Here is a 17,975-nt window from a genome sequence, read left to right as displayed (position 1 = left end):
TTCGCTCTATTCAAGCGTTTGATCGCTGTATAATGCTTTCAGATTGATGAGCAAAATTTCCAGATCAGACAAGGGGAATTTAGAGACAGTTTCAAACATTTCCTTTTCATCAAATTTAATGACCAAGACACCTTTATGATCTTCTTCATAGCCCGCTTTTTGTATTGTAAAGTCTATCTTTTCAAAATCAATTTCTTTTAGACTTCCTTTAAACCATTGGTAGTTAGCTGCGTAATTAAATTTGTTTTTTTGAAAATGAATAATTTCAGTGCCATAGGTATTCCATAGTGAAACCCGGATCATATACCATGCTATTAATCCAAATATACCATAGAAGACAACACTCATAAGTGTTACCCCGTCATTGAGAACATTGGCAATGAAGCCGCCTAATGGGAGAATTATCGTCATTATGGTCAGTAAATAGATGAATATTCTGGCAATTAGCGGCCCCTTTTTTTCTTTCAATACCAATTGGTTTTGTGTTAGGTCGATTTGATTCATAGCTGGCATTTCTGTTCTGAAAGGTTCGTTTTTTATGGGGTAGAACACTTGTTTTGAATTCTTTCAAATTGATTTGCGAAATCGATGCGCATTTTACTGGCTAGCCTATTTAAACGAACAGGTTTCGATATGGTCGTTCACCATTCCAACGGCCTGCATATACGCATAACAAATGGTAGAGCCGAAAAATTTGAACCCTCTTTTCTTCATATCTTTTGCTATCTTATCAGAAATAACTGTCGTTGCAGGTACCTGTTGCAAACTGCTCCAGTGGTTTACAATCGGTTGTTTTTCAGGTAAAAAGCTGTATAAGTAGTCATAGAAGCTACCATATTCTGCTTGGATTTTCTTGAAATGTTGCGCATTGGTAATGGTGGATTCAATTTTATTCCTGTGTTTGATGATTCCCGAATCGCTCAAAAGCCTCGCAACATGTTCGTTGGTATAGGCCGCGACTTGATCAACATCAAAGTTGGCAAAAGCTTCTTGGTATGCTGCTCTTCGACGAAGAATTGTGATCCAGCTTAAGCCAGCTTGTGCAGACTCCAGGATCAAAAATTCAAATAAAGTTTTGTCATCGCGGACTTGTCGCCCCCATTCTTTATCGTGATAGTCTACATATTGCGGATCAGAACCGCACCATTGACAACGTATGATTTCTTTGTACATGTTCTCTGAAGATTTTTTGAATGCAATATAACTTTTTATCCTAACTTTACGACCAAAATTAAAGAGTTTCGAATAGAGACGGTTCATGAGTATTTCATTGCCGTTAAGAGATAATTCATTTTAATGAGCGTAACTATCTTCAAATATCATCTTCTATTTGTAGTGCTTCTGCTATTTTCAATTACGGGATTGAATGCGCAGCGGCGGACTTTTCGGGCGGTTGTACAGAACAGCAGCACAGTTAAGGCTGATAGTCTAAATGTAGTAAAAGATTCTGTTGAATCGCCAAACCAGAAAGTCTTGGCATCTTTGAACCCTGCGTTACAGAATCAATATCGGATCGTGACCGTGAACGGGGAAGGGCTGAAGGTTCATAACATTTATAATTTTGATGTACAGCAGTATTTTCAGGGTGAATTAAGAAGTAGCAATTTGGATCGGCAATATGGCACGCTCAAGGCTCATCGTGAAAACTGGATTTTATTTACAGTTCTCGCATTAATTTTTGGTGTTGGGATGATTCGGGTATTCTTCCCGTCAGATATCAAATTGGTTTTTCAGGGCTATTGGGACGATCGGGTCTTACTATCAGTAAGTAAGGAGGATACGATACTGACATCTTGGCCATTTATTTTTCTGTTTATATTATTCTCTGGGGCAATAGGCTTATTTGTAAGCCTATTTTATGCGTATGAATTAAATAGATTCGATTTTATTACTTTTCCCAATTATATGAAGACTGTGGGTATGGTTGGCGCTTTGTTTGCACTAAAAATCGGGTTTATCCGGTTCTTATCCTTTGTGTTTCAAATCAGAAAGTTGGTAAAAGAATATGTGACCGTGCTGTATCTGATTTATTTCAATACACTTTTTTTAATGCTTCCTGTATTATTAATTTTGAGTCTTGTGCCTTTGACATCGGTGGGTGTTGTACTGCATTTGGCCATCGTTGGAGCGGCCTTACTCTTTTTCTATCGATTTCTGAAGACAGCGACTCATATTATGTCCATGTATAAATTTTCAATTTCCTATTTAATTTTGTACCTTTGTTGCCTAGAAATAGCACCAATATTAATACTGTTAAGATTATTGAGCTAAAACTGGTTAATATGCAAACTTCAGACGTAGAAAGAGCAAAGAAGGTAAAAAGTGTACTGGTGACTTTACCAAAACCTGAAAACGATAAGTCCCCTTATTATGATTTAGCAAAGAAATACGGGTTAAAATTAGACTTTCGAGGTTTTATACACGTAGAAGGAGTTCCTGCCAAAGATGTGCGTAGGGATAAGGTTAATCTAGCAGATTATTCTGCCGTAATATTTACGAGTAGAAATGCTGTAGATCATTATTTTAGAATTTGCGAAGAGATGCGGTTTGAAGTGTCTGCAGAAATGAAATATTTCTGTATTTCAGAGACGATTGCCCTTTATCTTCAAAAGTATATCCAATATAGAAAACGGAAGATTTTCTTTGGTAAACAGACCGCGAAAGACCTTGAAGAGGTATTGAAAAAACACAAAGGGGAGAATTTTTTGTTCCCTTGTTCGGATGTTGCCAATGAGGAAACAAGTAATTGGTTACTACAAAACGGCTACAAATTTACACCAGCTGTGCTTTTTAGAACTGTAGTAAGCGATTTGACGGATTTGAAAGATGTTTTCTACGATGTTATCGTGTTCTTTAGTCCTTCAAGTGTACAGTCCTTATATGATAACTTCCCTGATTTTAAGCAGAATAATACAAGGATTGCAGCCTTTGGCGCTTCTACGCAACAGGCTCTTTTAGATCACGGATTAATTTTAGATATCCCTGCTCCAACACCAAAAGCGCCAAGTATGACGATGGCTGTCGAAGAATATATCAAAAAGGTAAATAAGTAATAGCCTAGCATAAGGTAAATAACAAAAAAAGGGTTCTTAAGACCCTTTTTTTGTTATTTATGCAATTTTAAGGACCACAAGATCGCTAAAGACTTCTATGGGGAAGGGCGTTTTATCATTCCGAATCGATGTCGGTACGACGACAATTTTACGTATCGGCAGATGATCAATAGCTGTGGTATGTTCCTCTTGTAAAAGATAGATGAATAGTATGTTTATCTGTAGGGGGGTAGAAATGGTTGCGAGTTGAATCGATGATGTTAAAATGTAATAAAAGTGACGAAGGTCATGGAGATTTTAAATATATTTCTATTAAATTGCTAGGAGTAATTTGTTCCAATTAAAAATAAAGCATAGGCAATATTTTTAAAATTTGATAGAAATATTTTTTTTATGTTTGTAATTAAGCAAAATTAGTCAGTCGTGAAGTTAAAGCAAGTTGATAAAATTTCGGGCATTCAATCAGAGGACTTCTTAAAGAATTATCTGAAACCAGGTTTTCCTGTAATTATATCAGATTTTATCAGTGCAGAAAGTCCAGCATGGAAGAAATGGAGTTATGATTACTTTAAGGAAATCGCAGGAGATATAAAAATAGATGTCTATGGAAAAGAGGAGGAATCAATGGACCGTGCTGCCAGTGCTCCTGTTGGCCATATGACATTTGCAGAGTATTTGGATCTGATCACAAAAGAACCTACTGAGTTACGGTTGTTTTTGTTCAATCTGCTCAAAATACGTCCTGAACTGAAAAACGATGTTATTTATAATGATGTCACAGGAGGTAAGGTCTTGCAATGGTTGCCATTTATGTTCTTTGGTGGAGAGGGGTCAAGTACCCGTAATCATTTCGATATTGATATGTCACACGTATTTATCTCTCAATTTCAAGGATTAAAACGTATTTGGCTTTTTCCGAATGATCAATCTGATTTGATGTACAAATTGCCCTACAATTTTCATAGTATTGCCAACCCAAAATATAGTAGTGAAGAGGAATATCCCGGGATTAAGTACCTAGAAGGTTATGAAGCGGTCATTCATCCTGGCGAAACCTTATATATGCCAGCAGGCTGGTGGCATTACATTCAATATGAGACAGAGGGCTATTCGATTTCTGTTAGGGCATTAGCAAATTCGATCAGTGAAAAGTTGAAGGGGGCGCGTAATCTGTTTATCACGAGACATTTTGACAATACCATGCGAAAGATCTTCAAAGACCATTGGTTCCATTACAAAATCAAAACGGCGAAACGCCGAGCCAATAATGCAATCAAAAGAAACAAACGTTAATATAGAAAGGGGAATGTAAAATTCCCCTTTTGTTTTTAAATACACTTTATGTACCACTGATGTACCGCATTTAGTTTGATCTCTCCCTAATTAAAAAGCCTTTGTTGTACTTATTCTTCTGCATCAGCCCATTTACTCGCTTCCCGGTAGAATAGTGTATAAGGGTCGCTTGGATAAACTACCGTGTCCGGATTATGTCGAAATGGAATAGCCGGATTAAAGATTTCCTGAAGAGTATCCCGCAAGAATTCGACAAAATTCTCTTTCTGGAAAGCAAGGAATTCATCGGTCAATACCCCTTCTTTACCACTGAATAATGTTCCCTCTTCCCGCATTTTACGCGCAACATAGAGATGGGGTTCAAGTTGTTTTCTTCCTGTCTTCTGTTCGAATACATAGGCATAGAATAGGGTTTGGACCATCGCCTTATTTTCGGTGTTTGGCGCAAATACCTGATCAATTCCTTTAAACATGATCGAATCACCACCTGTTTTGTAATCGACAATTCTACTGATAATACGATCGTCGTGTGTTACGACCTCGTCTACCCGGTCAATAATACCGTAAAGTGTGACCTGTTGTTCTTCTCCATTGATCTGAATAGGAAAGGGCAGTACATAATCGTTGTCATTCTCGAGTTCAATAATCCGAAATGCTTTGTAGTTGTTGATGTCATATTCGAGATACATCTTGACATACTCGCAGGCAATTTTCAGCATGATCCGCTGCAAGCTGTTTAAATCATTTGTTGCCTTTAATTCGATCTGATATTGCAGGCCTATTTCACGGATCACCTGTGCCTCTACCTTGTCGAACTGCTTCTGCAAGACACTTGTGGGCGTAAAGTCCTGTTGTCCTTTGAACGGTAGGAATATCTTCTCCATCACATTGTGGATGACAGTTCCCAGTTTATTCATCTCAAATTCCTGAGAGATGGAAGGGGGCTCTTTAATGCCGGCAATATGTTTTAGAAAAAATTGCAACGGGGACTGCAGATAAGTCGTCAGTGCCGTTGCAGATATCCGTTTCTGGTTGACGATAAAGTCCTGGTACATCTTTTCCCAAACCTCGCCACGCTTCTCAATAACAATTTCTTGGGCTTTATCCGCAAATTGAATGGTCTGTTGCTGAATTTTTCGGTCAAATCTAAATTTACTTTCAAACTCCAGCTGTTTGATAAAGCGACTTTCTTCGCCAGTAGAGCTTTCGTCAACCAAGCCATTGTAGAAAATATGTATTCCTTCACTGTATTGAAAATGGCGATAAAATAAATAGGCCGACAAGGCATCCTGATTTTCTAATATAGGAAGCCCATAAGCACTTCTTAGGCTGTTAGGTATAAAAGTAGGTGAATTTGACGTTTTGGGTAGAATGCCTTCATTTGCTCCTAGAATATAGACGTTGTCAAAATTTAAACAACGACTTTCCAAGAGCCCCATTATCTGAATACCTTCTAGGGGATCACCTTCTATGGCCGAATTTATTGGGGCGATGGCTTTTTTAATCAAGCCGATTTGGAAGCTGATACTTAATGGAGCAACAGTTTCAAAGCCCAATAGCAGCTGATTCAATGTTTTCTTTGTTTCAATCAGGAGGTTGTTGTCAATTTGGCGGATACGCTCCTGAGAAGAAATACTGTGCAACAGATCATCAACGAGCAGGATGAGCGAGGGTATCAAATAGGCTGAATTTTCAATCGGTACAAAAAATTGAGGCAAAGAGCTTTTGATATGAAGTTCCTCCAATGCGATCTCAAAGAGCTGTTTATCGGCAATCTCTTTCTGAATCTGAAGTTTGTCGGCTAAAGAAACCATACTGAGCGGATGGTTGATGAAGGTTTCAATTATCTGATAAGGAATCTTCCGTTTCTTGAACTGGGATATCTCCAAATGAACTTCCAGCCATAGGTCTAGTATTCCGTAAATAGGAGACTGTGTCAAGGGATATCCTGTTGTGATATTGGGTTTGACCTCGGGTAGACTTTGCAGCAAAGGGACAAGTAGGTTTTCATCCGCTAGGAGAATGGCGGATGTTTGTTCCATTTTATTATTGCGTTCGAGAATGTCATACAGCAATTTTGTTTGGCTGATCTTTCCGGTACTGGCATATAGATTTACGGTTGAGGTCCTATTGCCAATAATATTCGGGCTATCGCCTAAAGCGTTGACCAAACCTGTTTGAAAAATATTACGTCGAATAAAAAGGCCGGCCTCTTGCATCGTGTCTTCGAGGTAATAAGCATCGGCATCAAAGTAGAATAATGCACGGCCTTCATCCTGCCATTGTCTAAATAATTTTGTTTCGGCCTTATTCAGTGCATTGAAGCCGACAAAAAGGATGTGCTGGAAGGAAGATGCAAACTGCTGATTTGTGGCCTTACCTTCAACCAGATCACGGTAGACTGTCGGATAGTTCGTTTGGCCTTCTGTTTTAAGCTTTTCTTTGAATCGATCATATAATATGGGCAGTCTTTTCCAAAGTTGGAGAAAACGCTCTTGTACTCCACTATGTCCCGCAATAGAAAAGGACTGCCAAAATTGACGGATAAACCCTTGCTGCTCTTGTGTGAGATGTTGAAAAGCAAGGTCGATTTTGGTATTGTCATAAAGTTCTAAGTAAATCTGCTCGATGGGGACGAGATCGTAATCCAGTTGGCCGAAGTCGCTCAATATAATTTCGGCAATCGGATAAAATTCTTCCAGCGTTTCTGGCAGTTTGCCTTCAGCTACCAATAACTCATTATGAATATTAAACAGGTGGAAAAATTGGGTTAAAGGACTGGCTTCGGTATCGTCGGTCGAAAGCCTAAGAAATTCTTGGATCGTAAAGAATTGTGGCGACCAAATGGCCTGTCCGTACACTTCAGAAAGATGTTTTTTGAGATAGGTAATTGGCCGTTTATTATTAAACACGATGGCTATTTCACTCAGGTCGTTTCCAAAACGCTTTTGAATGTCTGCTGCTACTAATTTTAGAAAGGCTGTTTGCATCGTGCTATTATTTTACTTCAGTTAATTGATTTGATTTCGCATAGTAGAGATAGGCTTTAACGTTGCTGTAGCCCAGGTTCTCCAAATTCTTTTTATAATTGTCGACTTGATATTTGTGTCCGATATAATCTGTCTGTGTGAATTTAAAATCCAGTACAATTGTTTCCTCTTTGGAAGTGAAGACTTTATCAGGACGAATGGTCTCTCCTTTGGCGGTAATGATGCTCGCTTCGTTCCAGATTTTATAGTTTCCTGTGAGCCATTTATTGATCATGGGGTGCTGCCAGATCTGATTGATTTCCTGCATGAGAAAAGGCTCTTCTTCCTTGGAGAGGATCCCTTCCTGAATCAGCTGGCGTACCAGCTTGTGGATATCTTCTTCCTTTGAAATTTGGGCCATAATATCGTGGGCCAATATGCCGTACTGCGCGGCTTTCTCCAGCATCATAATATCATTGATGTTGCGTGTACTGGATTTTTCTAAGGCCATTTCCAATTCTTTGGAAATGGGATAATGGTGAAGGGAAATAATATTGTTTTTTTGAGCCTGACTTTTTTTTCGTTCGATTATCTGATCGATATATATGCCTCTTTCTTCCAGTGTAAACGGGGATGTTGAAGTCTCTAAGACCTGATAGAGTACATCGCTGATATATTCATCTTTGATATCATAACCAGTAATTTCGCCCGTCTTCTTGTCAACAGATTCTTTGAAGGAAGGTGCCGTAATATAGAGGTGTTCAACAGCACGTGTTGTTGCTACATACAATGTATTGAGGGCATCCATGTAGTTGAACAGCATCTCTTCAAAATATTGCTTGAAAAATACTGATTTGCCGACCGTGGAAGTATATTTTATTGGAATTTTTCCCAATTGGGCAAAAGGGGTATCTGATGTCTCGATCCAAAAATCGCCATTAATCATTCCGTCAAGATCCCACGAACAGAATGGAATCATCACAACATCATAAGCCAGACCCTTTGATTTGTGGATTGTCGTTACCTCGATCGCATCAATTTCTCCGTTGGAAGGGAGCACAGCCCGATTGCCATCCTCTTCCCAAAATTCCAAGAACTGTATAATGCCACGTTCGCCATTGGTGGAGAAAGCTGAGATCATATCCTTGAAAGCTAGGAGGTAGGGGAGGTGGATATTGTCTTTGGTTGTGAAACCGTAGATTTCAATAAGTTTCTCAATTAAATGGACTAAAGGCTGCTTCTGTGCCATTTCCCAGGAGTCAATCAGCGCCTCAGGGAGATAATCTTTCAGGGTACGGATGTCATTGCTAGCAAATTTTAACCATGCATTCTGATCGATTGTCTTATTTTGAATATGCTGGTAGAGATAGACCATCTTTGCTTTATGGATGGTATGTTTGTCCGAATTATAGACTAAAGCCTTCAACGTTTCGATCAATAATCCTACAGCATCATTGCTCGCTAGGGATAATGCATCGCCTGATATCACTTCAAATGTAAGCTGTTGCTCTTTTTTGAAATCCATGAGCTTTTGGATCACCAATTTAGCCTGCGCATTACTCCGTACCAGAATACCGATCTGCTGCGCCTGATAACGACCGCTGCCGATCCAGTCGCCTATTTTTTGACATAGCTGCAGGAGCGATTCTTCAACAACCTGATTTCTTCGATAGCGTCCATCAGTGACAGGAATGTAGGAGATTTCAATAGATCCTAATTGGTCGAGTTTTCCTTTTTTATGCTCAGGGACCTCTTGTTGACTGTTTTCATAAGCTTTGACCAACATGTTGTCATTGCCGGCAGAAATCCACCACTGTTTACCTTCTTCATCGAGGCTTTCGGATACTTTTTCATTCAGTACCTGCTGCAGATGTTGGGGGATACTGCTAAAGAGGTAGTTGTTTAAATGAATGATATTTGGAAGACTTCTAAAATTGGTGTCAAGGCTTCCGTTTTCGATAAAGGTTGTTTTGCTATCCTCGTCCAGGTGAAAGGTATGACCAATCTGTTGTTCTACCTGTTGGAGTAAAATTCGCCAATCACCATTTCGCCAGCGATAGATACTTTGTTTGACATCCCCAACAATGAGGTGTTCGCTCACTGTGCCCTTGGCATCGGCCAATGCATTAATCAAAAGCGGACTATAGTTTTTCCATTGGATACGCGAAGTGTCCTGAAATTCGTCAAACAAAAAGTAGTTAAAACGATTGCCAATCTTCTCCCAGATAAATGTTGGATCGCTATTTTCATCCAATCCGAGTTTGTTTAATAGAATTTGTGAGTCAGAGATTAATTGAGCGCCATTGTCCCGTCGCCATTGCGTCAGTAAGTCGCTCATTTCCTTGAGCAGGCGTAGATAATAGAGATTATTTTGTACCGCTTGATAAGCGATGTAGGCGGATAGATTATCATGTAGCTTCTGGAAAGATGCCAGGATGGGGCTGAGTGCGGCGATAAGATCATAACGTATATTTTTGTCACTATCTGTAAACGCATCTTCATTGTCGATCAACTGCAGGTACTTTTCCAATACTTTGGCGATTTCAGAAGCGCTCAGTTTTTCCGTTTTTTTGTTGGTTTTGCTTGCGGAGATTATTTTGTTGCGCGATTTGCCTTTCAGGTCATTTTCGGAGATGTTAAAATTTTTGAACGTTTCACTAAACGCTTCAATCGTCATGGAGAGCGCTTCGGTAAAGGAGTTTATCTTCTGTTCAACCTCCTGATTCAGGAGATTAAAAACCTCCTTGGGATTAGCAGAGTTGATATAGCCGTCAAATTCCTGGAAGTTTTCAGAGAAAATAAGGCTTGCCAAACTCATTAATTGTTGGCGGTAGTTCCAATTTTCATTTTTTGCTATTTTCTTTTCCGCATACGCTATAATCCAGTCAAGTAAGTCGGGGCGTTCATCCAGCAATTGATTAAGCATGACTGTTAAGTCATTTTTTACTTTATTGACATTCATTTCAATCTTATAAGCTGCATCAAGATTGAGTTCATAAGTAAATGCACGAATGACTTTTTGGGAAAAACCATCAATTGTACTTATGGTAAAATGACTATAGTCATGTAGGATACGACGGTAGACACGGTAAGCTTTCTCTTGTATTAGATGCGGGTTCCAATCTGGCTGTTGCTCGAGAAGAAGCTTTCTGAAATCTTCAATTTTAGGGCTACGATCGCCTGTTGCCAAGCCATGGAGTACCGAAAGGATACGTTCCTTCATCTCAGCGGTTGCTTTATTGGTAAATGTCACCGCCAAAATCTCCTTATAGCTATTCTCGTTGGATAGTAGGAGTGTGAGATAGTGTAAAGTTAAGCTAAAGGTTTTTCCCGAACCGGCCGAAGCTTTGAGTATTTTTAATGGCGCAACAGATTTCATAGAATGAAGGTAGAAAGTAAAAAGTGAATTGGCAAAAATGTCAGTGACTATTTCGAAGGCATAGGACGCAAACAATTCATCCCGTTTACATTTGGTAAAATAGCTTTTTTTTGAAAGTGTCTTAATTTTATTGGCCAGAAAGAACCTTCAGTTTGCTATCATTGCTGTTGGTATCTGCGAAGTCACGAAAGTTTTGAAGAAAAGGGCTATTTTGTACACTGATTTTTTGAAAGACTTGTTTCACCTACAGTATGGTAAGGGCAAAATCTTAACGTGCGTAGGACGTGTTTAACCTGAAAGAGGTTACTGAAAGAAGCTAACCCTGTCGTTTTCAGTGAAGTTTTATTAAATTATAACGCTGATTAAAAAAAAATAACTATCTTTGCATCCCCTCTAGTATGAAGCTCGGGGGATATGTTGAATACATAAAATAAAATTAAAAAATGGCAACTAAAATCAGATTGCAAAGACACGGTAAAAAAGGACGTCCTTTTTACCACGTAGTCGTAGCGGATTCTCGCGCTCCACGTGACGGTAAATTCATTGAACGTATTGGTTCTTACAACCCAAACACAAATCCAGCAACTATCGTTTTGGATTTTGAAAAAGCTTTGGATTGGATGAATAAAGGTGCTCAACCAACTGACACTGCTCGTGCTATCCTTTCTTACAAAGGTGTTCTTTACAAAAAACACTTGCAAGGTGGTGTGAAAAAAGGTGCTTTTGATGAAGCTGCTGCTGAAGCTAAATTTACAGCTTGGACTGACGCTCAAGAAGCTAGAATCTCTGGTAAAAAAGATGGTTTAGCTCAAACTAAAGCTGAAACTAAAAAAGCTGCTTTAGCTGCTGAAGCTAAGAAAAAAGAAGAAAAAGCTGCTGCTGTAGCTGCTAAAAATGCTCCTGTAGCAGAAGAAACTGCTGCTGAAGAGACTGAAGCTCCTGCATCAGAAGAAACTGAAGGTTAATTCTTTCATAAAGTATTCGAGAAAGCCGACTCAATCTTGAGCCGGCTTTTTTTGAAACAGCCAATAGGCTAATCGTTTGCCAAATCATGTCTCACAGCTAATCGCCAAATAAGAAAAATATGACTATTGATCAATGCTTTTACATCGGTTACATCAGTAAAACAAGAGGTCTTAAAGGAGAAGTACAACTGTTTTTTGAATTCGAAGAATACGAGAGTTTGGATATCGATGTTGTCTTTGTAGAAGTGAACAAAAAGCTTGTTCCTTATTTTGTTGATGCCATTAAATTTCAAAAAAATAGCACTGCTTATGTAACATTTGAGGATGTGGATCATATCGATAAGGCTCAGGTACTCGTCCGTAAAAAGCTATATCTTTCCAATGATAAAATGCCCGAGCGCGACCCGGATGATTTTAGATATACTGATTTAATCGGATTTTTAGTGATCGATGAAAACCATGGCGAACTGGGGCAAATAACAGATGTTCAGGAATTCCCACAACAATTTGTCGCCACAGTAGATATGGATGGCAAAGAACTGATGTTTCCGCTGTCCGACGATTTGATCTTAGGAATTGATGGCGAAGAGGAGATCATTGAAGTTGAATTGCCTGAGGGATTGGTCGATCTGTATAAGGAATAGGCATATCCCCAAGCTTATTCAATTGAATATCCTATACTTACTATTGCAGTAATTTCTTATCTTGGTCCTTATATATTAATATTACTATTGGCCATAATTATTAATTGATTTTGAAACCGTTATTACTGCTGTTACTCACACTCTCATTGTCTTCGTGTACTTTCTTTGGGAAGAAAAAGGAGTTTCCTGAAGGCAACTACCAAATGATATTGGGCTATCCAAATGATGAGTATCATAAATTAAAAAGAGAATCTCCCCAAAATGTGGAGGCAGATACCTATGGTAATGATCCTATTCTATACCGATCCTTTCTTTCGCTTCATGATAAGGACCAGTTTGTCATGGCGATCGATGATATTTTACTCTTTGGTAAGTACAAATTTGACGGTGATAGATTAGAATTGACGGATGAGAAAAAAGGTAGTGTCGCTTTGGATATTGTTAAAATAAAAAAAGATTTTGTTCAGCTGAGAGGTGATTTTTCACAGTTTAGCTCAGCACGTATACCCACTAGTGAAAGACTTTATATCAACTTTGCGTTAGATAAAACCCTTATTCGGGAAACGCCCAGTAAATTTGATAGCCAAGTGAATTTATGGCGAAATGCTCCGGTAAAATCAGAAAGTGAAAGGGAGATAAAAGCGAGGGCCTTGAATTTTGTAGATTATTCTATCGCTTATTTCCAACACATATCAAGCTCTGGCACCCATCACGATTATCGAATGGATGGTGTCGAATCACCAATTATTTATGCTGAGAATGGCATTGTGCTCAAGGCATGGGCAGATGTTCCCGATTCTTGGAAGGAATTATTTTACAACGAACAAGAGGCATTGGTCGCCTATCACTATTTATTTGACGGATTTAAATATGGATCGAAAGAGGAGTACCATGTTACAGGACTCTTATTGGTCACATTTTATCTCAAAAATTTACGAAATTCTTTGGCAGCTAATCTTTAGCCAATGTTCTTGTGGCATAGTCAATCTCTTCGCTGTCTATGATCCTCGATCGTTAATTCTACTGGTTTTTCTAGATCTTTTGCTCTTGGTAGGGCGAAGAATCCTGTCGTAGCATGGACACAAAGCTAAAGTGACGTTGAAACATCGTTTATTGAAGTCTTTTTGCTGCTATTTTTGCCTTTTCGAAAAATAATTTTTGTCTTTTGATTTTTTAAAACGATATTAGCAACGCTTATAGAGAAAGGCCGAGGGACTAGACCCGTTGAAGCCTTAGCAACCTGTATTGTTCAAGGTGCTAAATTCTACCCTACTCCATGTGGGAAAGATAAGTTACATGTAGATAAACGATTCCTCGACGTGTGCGTTTCGATGTAAGCCAACCAAACTAAAAACAGTTTTTTAATGAAGATTATCGATCATATCCAGAATGCCAAAGGAAAAACATTGTTTTCTTTTGAGCTATTGCCACCGGCGAAAGGGCAGGGCATCCAAAGTATTTTTAAAACCATGGATGAACTGATGGAGTTTAAACCTCCTTTTATCGACGTCACCTACCATCGGGAAGATTATATCTATAAAGAGCATGCGAGTGGATTGCTGGAACGTGTTTCCTATCGTAAACGTCCTGGGACAGTGGCGATATGTGCTGCAATCATGAATAAATATAAAGTGGATGCGGTGCCACATTTGATATGTGGGGGTTTTACAAAAGAGGAAACTGAAAATGCATTGATCGATTTGAACTTCCTGGGGATAGATAACGTTTTGGTGTTGCGGGGTGATGCACGTAAGGGCGATGCCGATTTTATACCAACCGATGGTGGACATGCTTTTGCAACAGACCTATTGGAACAGGTAACCGATATGAATAAAGGAAAGTATCTGCATGAAGACATTATCACGTCGGAAAAGACTGATTTTTGCATCGGAGTAGCCGGGTATCCCGAAAAGCATTTTGAATCTCCAAATTTCAATACTGATTTTAAATATCTGAAACAAAAAGTCGATATGGGAGCAGAGTTTATTGTGACTCAGATGTTCTTTAATGTTGAAAAATACAAGGAATTTGTAACAAAATGTAGGGACAATGGAATCCATGTGCCTATTATTCCGGGATTAAAACCACTGACAACAAAAAAGCAATTGGTGACCTTGCCAAGAATTTTTCATTTAGATATTCCAGAGGAACTGAGTGACGCTGTCGCGGCATGTAAAACGAATGCCGACGTCAGACAGGTAGGTGAAGAGTGGTTGGTACAACAGTGTCAGGAGCTGATTAAATTTGGCGCTCCGGTATTACATTTTTATACGATGAGTAATCCTGGTCCAACAAAGAAGATTGTTGAAAAACTAGCCTAACTCATAAAATGATAAAAAAGGGAGCAGATAAGCTCCCTTTTTTTATGATAATATTCATTGTGAAAGCCTGAAATAGGTAGAAAGTTTTGGCAGCGTGGTTTAGGTCGATCTCTATATTCAGTGTTGAATAGCCTGTTTATAGTCAGGTACTGGTGTTAAATAGTGTTAATTCGTGTGTCGGAGTCAGGATAACTTTTTAACTTAAAGTGCTAAAAAGGATTTTAACAATAGACCAATTGACCTTATGACGTACAATAGATTAAATTCTCTACTCGGTTTTGCTTGCGGACTAATTGCCACCTGTGTATATATCGCTACAGTTGAAAAGACGGTAAGCTGGTGGGATTGCGGTGAATTTATAGCCTGTGCCTATAAATTGGAGGTGGCACATCAACCGGGAGCACCATTGTTTCTTCTTATTCAGAATATATTTTCTAATCTCGCTTTAGGGAATAAGGGGCAGATCGCCTATTGGATGAATATAGGTTCTGCAGTTTGCAGTGGAATTACTGTTACCTTTTTATTTTGGACAATAACCGCCATTGCTAAAAAGCTACTCAACAAAGACAAACAAGCTTCTTTGTCAACCTACCTGCAGATCTTCGGCGCAGGAGTTGTCGGTGCAATGGCATTTAGTTTCAGCGATTCATTTTGGTATTCGGCAGTTGAATCTGAAGTTTATGCAATGTCTTCGTTATGTACAGCAGTTGTATTTTGGGCAATTTTAAAGTGGGAAGTCCGTGCAGATGAAGACGGTAGCGATCGTTGGCTGGTTTTTATTGCTTTTGTTATGGGGCTTTCGATCGGAGTGCATCTATTAAATCTTTTAGCAATCCCGGCTATCGCGATGCTTGTTTATTTCCGAAGAGCGCGACAGGTTAGTGCGAAAGGGACAATAAAAGCTTTCCTCGTCGGAGTGCTGATCTTGGGGGCCGTTTTGTGGGGAATTATTCAATGGTTAGTCGGTCTAGCGGCTAAAGTGGATCTCGTATTTGTGAACTCATTGGGAATGGGATTTGGTACCGGAATTTTTTTCTCGTGCCTATTATTGGGGGGATTGATAATTTACGGTCTATATTATTCCTATAAAAAGCAGAAATATACACTCAATACAGCCTTGCTGGTTCTTTGTTTTGTTTTATTTGGATACAGTTCCTACACCATGGTCATGATCCGTGGGAAAGCAAATCCATCCTTGAACAATAATGCGCCGGATAATGTATTTTCTTTTTTAGGATATTTGAGCCGTGAACAATATATACGGGAACCGTTACTCAAAGGACCTTATTATGACTCGCAAGTGGTTGGCGTCGATAGTAAGACGAGCTATCGGAAAGATAAGTCGGAGTATGTTCCCTTCACACAGGTAGACAAATATCAATTTGATAAGGAAACCTTTTTCCCGCGTATCTATAGCCAAGATGGAAGCCATCAAGCTTATTACAGAAGTTACCTCAATTTGAAAGAAGGGCAACAGCCAACGTTTTCCGATAATTTTAAGTTCTTTTTTAATTTTCAACTGGGAGATATGTATACCCGATATTTCTTATGGAATTTTGTGGGTAGACAGAATGACAGGCAAGGGTATGGGACCTATAGTGACGGCAACTGGTTGTCGGGGATCAGACCATTGGATAATTGGCGTTTAGGGGGGCAAGATAAAATATCTCGATCGCAGGAGCATGACCCGAGCCGGAACACTTATTTTTTTCTTCCATTGCTACTCGGAATAGCTGGTGCGATCTGGTTGTACCGAAACAATAAACCTTATACCTTGGTACTGACCTTGCTGTTTGTGTTTACGGGGGTAGCGATCGTAGTTTATCTCAACCAAACTCCTATGCAACCCCGGGAACGAGATTATGCTTACGTGGGGTCTTTCTATGCTTTTGCGATCTGGATTGGGCTGGGAGTAATAGCATTTGTTCGGTTTTTCAACCGTTTTGTACAAACACGTTATGCTTTAGCGACAGGTATTTCTTTTGCGCTGTTGGGAGGCCCTATTATTTTGGCTCATCAAAACTGGGATGATCATAATCGGTCCGAGAAATCGTTGGCAAGGGATATGGCACGCAATTATTTGGAATCCTGTGCTCCAAATGCTATTCTATTTACCTATGGCGATCATGATACATTTCCTGTATGGTATTTGCAAGAAGTAGAGGGCGTACGTCCGGATGTTCGGGTTGTCGTGTTAAGCTATCTCACAGGCGATTGGTATATGCAACAGGCCAAACAACCCACGTATCAAGCGGCAGGGCTCCCCGTGACGATTCCCGCTGAAAAGACGAAAAAAGGCGTTCGTGATTATATCCCTTTCGTAGATAGACAACTTGACAATGCGGTAGATATACAGCAGTTATTGCAGTTTGTCACATCGGATGATCCGGAGTATAAAGTTCAGCTGAATTCCGGTGATATGGAAAACTATTTCCCTTCCAAGAAAGTCCAATTGCGCATTGATAAAGACGAGGTGGTTAAGAAAAATGCGGTTCCGGCGTATTTTCAGGGAGCTATAGTTTCTGCAATGGAATGGGAAATTCCGAATGATCATCTGACCAGGTCGGATTTAACCCTGTTATCCGTGCTTGAAAATAATCATTGGGACAGACCGATATATTTTTCGAATATGCTGCCAAGTGATATTAAGTTGGGACTGGATAAATACCTGGTCAATGAGGGCTTTACTTCTCGATTGATGCCTGTCACTGCTACAGATCGATCGACAGGAAAACGAAGTGAGCAGGGTGGGCTAGTTAATATGGAGGCGTTATATAGCAATATTATGCATACGTATCATTGGGGTAATGTTAAAAATGCACAATACTTGGATACAGATTCGTTCCGCTTTGCAAGCATGTACGCCCGTGATATATTTGGAAAAGCTGCCCGAATGCTTTTAGCCAATGGCCAGGTCAAACAAGCTGGGGAGGTGGCAAAAAAAGCATACGATCAATTGCCCGATCGCGTATATGCGATGTCGGACGCCATCAATTATGCCGATATTATCGATAGTCTGTATCGCTCGGGGCAACCTCAGCTGGCCAACAGGATGATGGACCGGAACCTTGATTATGTCGCTGAAAATATGGAATACCTCCATCAATTGGTAATGGATAAGAAAAACCTGAGCTTTGAGTGGAATGATATTCAGACCGGCTTGGACTCTGTAGACCGGTATAAGGCTATTTTATTGGAAGCAAAGGATACCAAACGATTGGCACGTGTTGAGCAGTTGAGACAGCAATATCAAAATTGGTACGGCGTAGAATAATTTTGATGATGAACTGAACCAAATTACCAGGCACGCCTAATGGAGCATTGGATTAACGTATTTGAGATAAGAAACCA

General features: G+C 39.5%; 12 protein-coding genes and 1 riboswitch. Of the genes, 8 read left to right on the top strand and 4 right to left on the bottom strand.

The features are described from left to right. Positions 1 to 6 precede the first annotated feature (6 nt). Together AAH582_RS23180 and AAH582_RS23175 are read right to left on the bottom strand one after the other, a co-directional pair. The gene (locus tag AAH582_RS23180) at positions 7 to 504 is read right to left on the bottom strand and encodes a hypothetical protein (RefSeq protein WP_343320732.1); all 498 of its coding nucleotides are present in this window, start codon (positions 502 to 504) and stop codon (positions 7 to 9) included. Positions 505 to 609: 105 nt separating this feature from the next. Beyond that, complete coding sequence (locus AAH582_RS23175) at positions 610 to 1,173, bottom strand: DNA-3-methyladenine glycosylase I (RefSeq protein ID WP_046673739.1); 564 nt, start codon at positions 1,171 to 1,173, stop codon at positions 610 to 612. A gap of 123 nt (positions 1,174 to 1,296) precedes the next feature. Here AAH582_RS23175 and AAH582_RS23170 point away from each other — a divergent pair, with 123 nt between their 5' ends. The 3 genes from AAH582_RS23170 (at position 1,297) to AAH582_RS23160 (ending at position 4,346) form a co-directional block, all read left to right on the top strand. Further along, positions 1,297 to 2,271, top strand: a complete 975-nt coding sequence (locus AAH582_RS23170) for a DUF4271 domain-containing protein (protein WP_046673641.1) — start codon at positions 1,297 to 1,299, stop codon at positions 2,269 to 2,271. An 11-nt stretch (positions 2,272 to 2,282) separates the two neighbouring features. Further along, complete coding sequence (locus AAH582_RS23165) at positions 2,283 to 3,053, top strand: uroporphyrinogen-III synthase (protein WP_046673642.1); 771 nt, start codon at positions 2,283 to 2,285, stop codon at positions 3,051 to 3,053. A 423-nt stretch (positions 3,054 to 3,476) separates the two neighbouring features. After that, entirely contained in the window at positions 3,477 to 4,346 is an 870-nt protein-coding gene (locus tag AAH582_RS23160) for a cupin-like domain-containing protein (RefSeq protein WP_046673643.1), read from the top strand. Between the two features lie 110 nt (positions 4,347 to 4,456). On the opposite strand, the gene AAH582_RS23155 is transcribed toward AAH582_RS23160, so the two are convergent. Beyond that, a complete protein-coding gene (locus AAH582_RS23155; protein WP_343320731.1) occupies positions 4,457 to 7,336 on the bottom strand; it encodes a PD-(D/E)XK nuclease family protein in 2,880 nt (959 codons plus the stop codon). A 7-nt stretch (positions 7,337 to 7,343) separates the two neighbouring features. Further along, positions 7,344 to 10,694 carry a UvrD-helicase domain-containing protein gene (locus tag AAH582_RS23150; RefSeq protein ID WP_343320730.1) on the bottom strand — a complete coding sequence of 1,117 codons (3,351 nt, stop codon included), beginning with the start codon at positions 10,692 to 10,694 and terminating at the stop codon, positions 7,344 to 7,346. Between the two features lie 443 nt (positions 10,695 to 11,137). On the opposite strand from AAH582_RS23150, the gene AAH582_RS23145 reads away from it, so the two are divergent. The 5 genes from AAH582_RS23145 (at position 11,138) to AAH582_RS23125 (ending at position 17,898) form a co-directional block, all read left to right on the top strand. Next, the gene (locus AAH582_RS23145) at positions 11,138 to 11,659 is read left to right on the top strand and encodes a 30S ribosomal protein S16 (protein ID WP_046673646.1); all 522 of its coding nucleotides are present in this window, start codon (positions 11,138 to 11,140) and stop codon (positions 11,657 to 11,659) included. A 119-nt stretch (positions 11,660 to 11,778) separates the two neighbouring features. Then, on the top strand, positions 11,779 to 12,303 hold the full coding sequence (gene rimM / locus AAH582_RS23140) for a ribosome maturation factor RimM (protein WP_046673647.1): 525 nt from the start codon (positions 11,779 to 11,781) through the stop codon (positions 12,301 to 12,303). Positions 12,304 to 12,413: 110 nt separating this feature from the next. Continuing rightward, complete coding sequence (locus AAH582_RS23135) at positions 12,414 to 13,265, top strand: hypothetical protein (RefSeq protein ID WP_343320729.1); 852 nt, start codon at positions 12,414 to 12,416, stop codon at positions 13,263 to 13,265. A gap of 229 nt (positions 13,266 to 13,494) precedes the next feature. Further along, positions 13,495 to 13,597, top strand: a riboswitch (SAM riboswitch). Positions 13,598 to 13,667: 70 nt separating this feature from the next. Continuing rightward, complete coding sequence (locus tag AAH582_RS23130; protein ID WP_046673648.1) at positions 13,668 to 14,624, top strand: methylenetetrahydrofolate reductase; 957 nt, start codon at positions 13,668 to 13,670, stop codon at positions 14,622 to 14,624. A 244-nt stretch (positions 14,625 to 14,868) separates the two neighbouring features. Then, positions 14,869 to 17,898 carry a glycosyltransferase family 117 protein gene (locus AAH582_RS23125; protein ID WP_343320728.1) on the top strand — a complete coding sequence of 1,010 codons (3,030 nt, stop codon included), beginning with the start codon at positions 14,869 to 14,871 and terminating at the stop codon, positions 17,896 to 17,898. The last annotated feature ends 77 nt before the right edge of the window (positions 17,899 to 17,975 follow it).

It is taken from the genome of Sphingobacterium multivorum, assembly GCF_039511225.1.
Taxonomy (GTDB): Bacteria; Bacteroidota; Bacteroidia; order Sphingobacteriales; family Sphingobacteriaceae; genus Sphingobacterium.
The sequence above is the reverse complement of the archived record's forward strand: the minus strand, read 5'-3'. Positions and strand labels throughout refer to the sequence as shown.

Excerpts from the sequence above, each read along its gene's own strand:
- AAH582_RS23155 (WP_343320731.1), bottom strand. The coding sequence starts at position 7,336 with ATGCAAACAGCCTTTCTAAAATTAGTAGCAGCAGACATTCAAAAGCGT.
- AAH582_RS23170 (WP_046673641.1), top strand. The coding sequence starts at position 1,297 with ATGAGCGTAACTATCTTCAAATATCATCTTCTATTTGTAGTGCTTCTG.
- AAH582_RS23145 (WP_046673646.1), top strand. The coding sequence starts at position 11,138 with ATGGCAACTAAAATCAGATTGCAAAGACACGGTAAAAAAGGACGTCCT.
- rimM (WP_046673647.1), top strand. The coding sequence starts at position 11,779 with ATGACTATTGATCAATGCTTTTACATCGGTTACATCAGTAAAACAAGA.
- AAH582_RS23175 (WP_046673739.1), bottom strand. The coding sequence starts at position 1,173 with ATGTACAAAGAAATCATACGTTGTCAATGGTGCGGTTCTGATCCGCAA.
- AAH582_RS23150 (WP_343320730.1), bottom strand. The coding sequence starts at position 10,694 with ATGAAATCTGTTGCGCCATTAAAAATACTCAAAGCTTCGGCCGGTTCG.
- AAH582_RS23130 (WP_046673648.1), top strand. The coding sequence starts at position 13,668 with ATGAAGATTATCGATCATATCCAGAATGCCAAAGGAAAAACATTGTTT.
- AAH582_RS23180 (WP_343320732.1), bottom strand. The coding sequence starts at position 504 with ATGAATCAAATCGACCTAACACAAAACCAATTGGTATTGAAAGAAAAA.
- AAH582_RS23125 (WP_343320728.1), top strand. The coding sequence starts at position 14,869 with ATGACGTACAATAGATTAAATTCTCTACTCGGTTTTGCTTGCGGACTA.
- AAH582_RS23165 (WP_046673642.1), top strand. The coding sequence starts at position 2,283 with ATGCAAACTTCAGACGTAGAAAGAGCAAAGAAGGTAAAAAGTGTACTG.